7 protein-coding genes are annotated in these 7199 nt (G+C 41.4%); 4 read left to right on the forward strand and 3 right to left on the reverse strand.

Annotated features, from left to right (window positions below):
- Nucleotides 1–169: 169 nt before the first annotated feature.
- The 3 genes from DYY65_RS07760 (at nt 170) to DYY65_RS07770 (ending at nt 2439) form a co-directional block, all read left to right on the forward strand.
- Nucleotides 170–355 (forward strand): hypothetical protein, encoded by a 186-nt coding sequence (locus DYY65_RS07760; RefSeq protein ID WP_162477402.1) that lies wholly within the window; start codon nt 170–172, stop codon nt 353–355.
- A 326-nt stretch (nt 356–681) separates the two neighbouring features.
- A complete protein-coding gene (locus DYY65_RS07765) occupies nt 682–1263 on the forward strand; it encodes a hypothetical protein (RefSeq protein WP_162477403.1) in 582 nt (193 codons plus the stop codon).
- 270 nt (nt 1264–1533) lie between these two features.
- A complete protein-coding gene (locus DYY65_RS07770; RefSeq protein ID WP_162477404.1) occupies nt 1534–2439 on the forward strand; it encodes a cache domain-containing protein in 906 nt (301 codons plus the stop codon).
- A gap of 244 nt (nt 2440–2683) precedes the next feature.
- On the opposite strand, the gene DYY65_RS07775 is transcribed toward DYY65_RS07770, so the two are convergent.
- A complete protein-coding gene (locus DYY65_RS07775) occupies nt 2684–2971 on the reverse strand; it encodes a hypothetical protein (RefSeq protein WP_162477405.1) in 288 nt (95 codons plus the stop codon).
- A gap of 461 nt (nt 2972–3432) precedes the next feature.
- Here DYY65_RS07775 and DYY65_RS07780 point away from each other — a divergent pair, with 461 nt between their 5' ends.
- Complete coding sequence (locus DYY65_RS07780) at nt 3433–3663, forward strand: hypothetical protein (protein WP_162477406.1); 231 nt, start codon at nt 3433–3435, stop codon at nt 3661–3663.
- Nucleotides 3664–3753: 90 nt separating this feature from the next.
- On the opposite strand, the gene DYY65_RS07785 is transcribed toward DYY65_RS07780, so the two are convergent.
- Both DYY65_RS07785 and DYY65_RS07790 read right to left on the reverse strand, forming a co-directional pair.
- On the reverse strand, nt 3754–4647 hold the full coding sequence (locus DYY65_RS07785; protein ID WP_162477407.1) for a hypothetical protein: 894 nt from the start codon (nt 4645–4647) through the stop codon (nt 3754–3756).
- Nucleotides 4648–4874: 227 nt separating this feature from the next.
- Nucleotides 4875–6641: a hypothetical protein gene (locus tag DYY65_RS07790; RefSeq protein WP_236561729.1), complete on the reverse strand. Its 1767-nt coding sequence runs from the start codon at nt 6639–6641 to the stop codon at nt 4875–4877.
- Nucleotides 6642–7199: the final 558 nt, after the last annotated feature.

Below are 7199 nucleotides of genomic sequence, written 5' to 3' on the forward strand. Positions count from 1 at the left end.
TGAAAAAGCGAATTGAAGACTAATAGTATTGGTCAGATGGGACCAATTATCCTAGTGTAGGCTTTAGAGACGCCAAATTTATTGAATCAAATCCAATCCTGACTTATGGTTCAATATTATTTCAATCGAAGTAAATGTTGAAAAGTATTTTTGTGTGTTACAATCGAATATGATAGGCCGCGAATTCGCAATAATCGCAACAGTTGCTGCAATAACGATTTCGATTCCTGTAACAATTTTTCCCTTGGTCCAAACACAAGGAGAACTAGCAACAAAAGCATACTTATTCTCATGTTCTCCTCTCGAACATTTGCATTCCCGTGGAAATTCCGACGCAAACGGAAATGAAGGATAATGCCTGGGCCAATTCAACTATTAGTCAAATCACCACTAACAGACGCACACGGTAACCAAGACACAATGATGTATTCTAGACATCATGTACAGCGAATAGGCTAGATGACATCATTCATTCCTTTAAGAGGGAAGTTCAGAAAGATGAAGAAATTGGTGACGAAGACTCGTGAACTGAAATTACTTCTTTGGGTCGGAATGTTATCAGTAGATTGGAATTATCTAGAAAGGGCATAACGCTAGTCCTGCAGCAACAATATCCTTAATAACAAGAATATGGATACACAAAGAATAATTTAAATGCAAAAATGTAGTACTTCTTTATTAATGAAAACTGTCAATATAAAACAACAGTTTAGAAATGTAATCTCATTCTTCGCTATAGTAGGGCTATTGTCCATGACAAGCGTTGTAGTATTACCTATAGGAAAAGCGCATGCAATCACGTCATCACCAGTATTACCAAGTAATATTAATACAATATCCAGTTTAGGAATATCAGCTAGTCCTTTTTTTGAGTCAAATGTTAGTATCACCCCACAGATAGAACATACTGGTATTAAGGGGTTTCAAAATGTTACAAATCTTATAGAAAATGGAACTATTAAGGGGGTTGGATACGTTACAAATAGTCAAATATGGACTGATGCTTCTAGATTAATCAAAGGAGCTTTCGATTATGGTGTTGGCCATGGTGTAATAACTACAGCAGATGGACAGAATAAGGCAACTTGGATTGGATATGGTGTTGGAAGATCTAATGTTAATGGGACAATAACATATCACGATGTTATATTTTTTAATACCAACTCCACAGGAAAACTTGCTTTCCTTAAAAACCTTGAAGGATTACATATATCTGAAGTTGACGGTAAGAAGCGAACAACAAAGATATATGAGTGGAAGTAATAATAGCATAATACTGTTTCCTGTTTTGTTGAAGTAGAAAGTGCTTGTCCGATACGCCTTCTCTCTCCTATTGCATATTTTATCCTAAAGTCAAGTGAACCTTTACCAATGGGAGCCTTATCAGCTCCATTCTATGTTTTTCATAGAGCCAGTTCAAGATCTCGAGAAATCCTTATAAACACAATCACATCGTAATCTGCAGCATTAGATAATATGATCCTTGGTTTAATTTCAACTCTGTTGCTAATTTTGTTATCTGGAATAATATTGATGTCTATTCCTTCTAGTCTAAGCACGGTCGTATATGCTCAAGAAAGTACCGTATCACCCAGTCTGATGGGTGTGACCAGGAATATCCCTGGGTTAGCAACTTCTAATTCTAATTCTAATGTAACTCTAAGTGTTATCTCTGATGATCAAGAGCTAAAAGCGAAATTATTGGCAAAGGATTTGGAAGATACAATAAGAGATGGGGTTTCCGCATTAGAATTAGTATCTAATAATACAACTCCCATGACGAATCCACCGGATATAGCGCTTCTTAAAAGTACCATTAAAACACTGCATGGGATACCACAAAATGCAGACGAGCCTAAAAGAAAGTTGGCACAGGATATTCTATCCAAATACAAGATTTTTCAATACGTGGCATATCAGACTCCAAGTGGCAATGTATACTTTGTTGAGCCATATGCCCATCAGGTTAAGCTTCATACACTAAATTTTGCATTCAGGGAACAGTCCAAAGGTGTAATTGCTTCTAAAAAACCCTATATGAGCAACGTTATTGCTAATGTTGTCACAGGGAGGCCAGAGGCTGTAATAGATGTTCCAGTCTATTTACAAAATGGTAATAAATCGTTAATTGGTATTGTGAAAGCAGCATTAAATTTTACTTATTTTGATCAATTTCTTAGATCTCTAAGTTTTATAGATAGTATCCAACGAATCGTACTTGTAGATCATAATGGTACTGCGACAGCTGATTCCTCGTCAAGCAATAATAATTATGTTCCCAAGGACTCCTTTGCGAACCTTCAAAGCTTTAAAAATGCTATAGCAGGTAAATCTGGGTCATTAGTAGAATCAGTTAACGGTACGAAAGTGTTTGTTTCTTATCACCCAGTAAAGGCTGTACAAAGAATTTGGGCATTGCTATTAATGAAGATAATCTAGTCATGTTAAGATAAGGAAAATAAAGAATCGATTACTTGATAAACAAAGGTAAGCCTTCCTTCTGACTCCCAAATTTCAAAATCAGCAGAGGGGTATGAGGATATGACAAAGTCGGCGATAATATGGATTAGAACTGACTTAATCATCTTGAAGCGATTGAGCGTTGATCGATTCTACAAATTGTTTAATACATTGCCCTCTACATTCCAAACTCAATGGAACAATTGTTGTTGGTGTTTTTCGACTATGGTGCACATACAATACCGTTATGCAGTGTGAACACACCAGGCTTAAAATTACAAAGCGGAGATCCGTTGTTTGCAGTGCTTCCAAGTGGAAACCCCCCTCCTGTTGCTGCACGTGGATGGCCATTGGCGATATTCGAATGAGTGTTAGCACAGGATAAACCACTACTATTACATACCTGAATTGCATGGGCAGGGTGGTTGATAGCTAGGCTAATGGCTGCTATTGTAGCCAAAAGTGCTAACATTGCTAACATTGTAATGACATTAAAGATGAGTTTTTTCATATTCTGTAATAAACGCATTACATATAAAAGAAATACTATCCTTGTTTCAGAAGATTAAATCGAATTTAATTGTGTTACTCTTTTTCACAGTACTATTTGTCTATACCGGATCAAATATGACAGGAGCAGCCGGCAATACAACGGGGGGACACATGTAAAACACAAGAGGGTTTTAGTCAACCAACCACAACCTGAAGGACATCTCGCAGCACAAGAATGGTACAAATCTTAAGTTAGGGCAAGCTATTACCAAAGGCCTTGGTTCTATTTTCGGGAGCAAGAAATAGGCTGTAAAAAGTATGTAGATGGCCATAACCAAAACAAAGGGTTAGATGATTGATATCCTTCATGTATCAATCGTCCTCTTCGAAGAGTAAACTTTACCCTTTTTGCCGTTACCGCTGTTACTACATGTAAATAGGTTTAAAAGTTAGTATTCTGAAAATTGGTAGATTCTATGCATGCCCGAACCAGTAGTTTATGATTGGGATAAAGTAATCCACAAAAATGTAAGATGTGAGGATAACCAATCTGTTGGAAATATAGTAGCAGTGAATAATGATCATATTATAGTTACATCCCAGGGTGGAATGAGTAGATATCGTATACCAAAATCATTCGTTGAAAGTTATAATGGTGCTGAAGTAATTCTGAAGTTACCTAGGATCGCACTAGGCGGATTTAAGATATAACTACAAGTGATTAAAAGAGCCAGGAAGCTGGACCGGTTGTGTGTTTAACATAAAAATGGTAAAGATTGCGTATTGTTTATGTTACCAATACTACCTTCCAGGCACATTAAAACACTTGGTTTCTATTGCTACATTACAACCTGTATGGGTTATACCACCATTTACCGCTACACCGCCGTTGTTGGCATTGCTACCTTGTCCAAGTGCTATACCCCCGTTATTTCCATTACCTGTAGAAGTACCATCCTGACCATTAGCAACACCTCCATTTATTGCTACGCCGCCGTTGCCACCGTTAGCACAATTAGACAAATCCAAGTTGCACGTTGCACCATTGCCGCCGTTAGCTGTACCAGATATTGCCGTTCCGCCACTGCCGCCGTTACCATTCTCTGTATTGCCGCCGATACGAACATTGAGGGTACCACCTTTTCCTCCATTAGCGGTACCGGATATCGCAGTTCCGCCACTGCCACCGATACCGTTGATTGAATTACCAAAGTTAGCAGAATTGCCAAAACCACCAGCTCCACCATTGGATGTGCCGCCTGATATTGCCGTTCCGCCACTGCCGCCGTTACCATTCTTTGTATTGTCAGAGTTGTTCACATTGAAAACACCTCCAATTCCCCCGTTAGCTGATCCAGCTACAATTGCGGTACCGCCGCTACCACCATTACCATTGACAGAATTATCAGAGTTACCAATACTGAGTATACCACCAGCTCCACCGTTAGAAGAGCTGGTACTTACAGCAATACCACCATTCCCTCCATTACTATTGCTTGAACTACCAGTATTACTAAATCCAGTACCTCCACTTCCACCGCTAGCAGAACTACTGCTATCAGCAACGCCGTTACTTCCATTCTGTCCTGTTGTAGCTGCACTTGCTTGTTGTATGGACACTCCGGAGACAGAGGGCGCAAGAACTACTAACACAATTCCTAGAAGAATTATTATCAAAGATTTTGATTTATACATTAACTAGAACAAATTTACACATCAAGTATATAGCGATTCCGTAACGGAAATACAAAGTGTTCTTCTAGAAGAAAATATAGAGAATTGTCCCCTGACAACATTCTTTGAAACCGTCGTAGCTACCTACCTTCAACTAGCTTTCACCACTGTGTTCGAGGGAATATCACTTATCCTACTGATTAATCAAACAAAAAAAGTGTTATGGGCAGATTCCCTAGCCACTGGTGTTACCTTCCAGTATCATTCTCACACATGATGCCTATCGCTATGTTACAACCAGGATGATCTTGGCCACCGTCTAATGCAATGCCGTTAGTCATGTCATCTGTATTACTATGAGGTCCTACAGCAATACCCCCTCCATTAGCGTCACCACCAGCTATTGCATCACCACCGTTATGTCCATCTGCACCATCAGCCTCACTACCTGGTCTTAGCGCCAAACCACCGTTTCCGCCATTCCCACTATTAGCGCCATTCTGTCCGTTAGCTTCACCGCCATCTAATGCTACGCCGCCGTTACCGCCATTCGTGCCGCAAAAGCCGTTACTTGCATCACCATTTCCTCCATTTCCCCCATTGGCAGTACCACTTCCCTCAACACGCCCACCATTTCCGCCATTACCACATGGGAGTGCATTGGTCTGTCCAGTGTTGTTGTCCCCGCCATTTCCTCCATTAGCTTGCGCGGTGCCTCCTCCAACAAGATTAATTTCGCCACCATTACCTCCGTTACCATTGTCGTTACCAATATTATGGCTATTACCAGAGCCACCATTACCTCCGTTAGCATCGCAGCCGACCAAGTCGGTGGTGCCACTAGCGTCACAGAATATGGTGCCACCATTACCTCCGTTGCCATTGTTGCCACCGAGATTAAGGCTATTACCAGAGCCACCATTACCTCCGTTATCAAAGCACACCACGCGGAAACCAGATAGACATGTAATCATTCCGCCATTTCCTCCATTACCATTATTTGAATTACCGCTGTTGAATACATTGTTCGAACCACCATTTCCTCCAAGAGCTTCGCAGCCGGTGCTTGGGCTAAGACACCCACTGAAAGAACCACTGCTGCCGCCGTTTCCCCCGTTGCCATTGTTGGAAATATCACGATTGTTACTATTGCCCGAACCACCAGATCCTCCGGAATCTTGACAAGCAAGTTCAAATTGCGGGTTCCCGCTACACCTTAAGCTGCCGCCATTTCCCCCATTACCGTTATTTGAATGATCGGAGTTGAGCTGATTGTTCGAACCACCATCTCCTCCAAGAGCTACGCAAAACTCATCACACTGAGGGATGCTGCCTCCCTTTCCCCCGTTGCCATTGCTGGAGTTGTCAAAATTGTTGCTATTACGCGAACCACCAGATCCTCCATTGGCAAGTGCATTGCAGTCGGAGTTTTCACAACCTGGCTTGCCGCCGTTTCCCCCATTACCGTTATCACCTCCGGAATTATGGCTGTTACCTGAACCACCTGCACCTCCATTGGCAGAGCACGTTGACGAAATCTTACATGTTGGATCTCCACCTCCTCCTCCATTGCCATTATTTGAATCGCCGGAGTTACCCGAATTGAATTCACCACCAGACCCTCCATTAGCGTTGCAGTCGGAGTTTCGACAACCTGGGAAAGGGCTGCCCCCGTTTCCCCCGTTGCCATTGTTGGACTTGTCCTTATTATCCTCGTTTTCCCAACCACCGGGTCCTCCGACAGCTGTGCAGTGTGTAGCGCCAAAATTATCGCACTCTGGACGGCCCCCATCTCCTCCGTTGCCATTGTTGGAATTGTCATGATTACGGATATTATCACGACCACCTGATCCTCCACTAACAATGCACGTGTTGTGAGGTGCACAGTCAACATTACTTCCATCATTTCCGTCCTGATTATGCTTCTCAGCTTCTGCAAATTGCTGTAGAGAAATTCCAGACACCGCCGGTCCCATAAGAGTTAGTGCTACTGTTGCCAGAAGAATTATTACCAAAGTTTTAGAGTTGTAAAACAACTGGAAGAAACTTACTTCCACATGTATTTAGGCATTTTATCAAATATCTCCATTTTTAGCTGAAAATATCTATTTCTTCCCAAATTTTGGAGACCGTAAATTCACTCATCTTGCTATCGTCCTAATTAGTCACAGTGGGTCATGAACAGCATCAGCTGTAGTAACTGTTCTAGCAAAGGTAAACGTCGTAGTCCTGCTTCCCATATTGCCTTCAACCCCTATTCCAACAATATTATTAGGACCAGAAGCAGATGTGGTACCAGCGCCTAAAGGATCAGAAGTAGTGACAGCACTATAACCAACTGTACAGCCACCAGAGCTGCCAGTTAGCCTCGACTGAAGGTTTACGTTGTATGTGCCAAATGAACTATTGCAAGTATACGCGATTGTCGTGTTTGGTGGTGGATGTGATTAGTAACGTTGCAGCAACAAAAACGGCTATTACTTATCAGAAACAGCCGATTCATGTTTGTTATTGTATCGTGAACTTTAAGGCTAATATGTTATAGTATACTGAAACTTTATTGTAGAACTTAA

This window comes from Nitrososphaera sp. AFS (assembly GCF_009898475.1).
In the GTDB taxonomy this organism is placed as follows: Archaea; Thermoproteota; Nitrososphaeria; order Nitrososphaerales; family Nitrososphaeraceae; genus Nitrosopolaris.

Excerpts from the sequence above, each read along its gene's own strand:
- DYY65_RS07785 (WP_162477407.1), bottom strand. The coding sequence starts at position 4,647 with ATGTATAAATCAAAATCTTTGATAATAATTCTTCTAGGAATTGTGTTA.
- DYY65_RS07760 (WP_162477402.1), top strand. The coding sequence starts at position 170 with ATGATAGGCCGCGAATTCGCAATAATCGCAACAGTTGCTGCAATAACG.
- DYY65_RS07775 (WP_162477405.1), bottom strand. The coding sequence starts at position 2,971 with ATGAAAAAACTCATCTTTAATGTCATTACAATGTTAGCAATGTTAGCA.
- DYY65_RS07770 (WP_162477404.1), top strand. The coding sequence starts at position 1,534 with ATGTCTATTCCTTCTAGTCTAAGCACGGTCGTATATGCTCAAGAAAGT.
- DYY65_RS07765 (WP_162477403.1), top strand. The coding sequence starts at position 682 with ATGAAAACTGTCAATATAAAACAACAGTTTAGAAATGTAATCTCATTC.
- DYY65_RS07780 (WP_162477406.1), top strand. The coding sequence starts at position 3,433 with ATGCCCGAACCAGTAGTTTATGATTGGGATAAAGTAATCCACAAAAAT.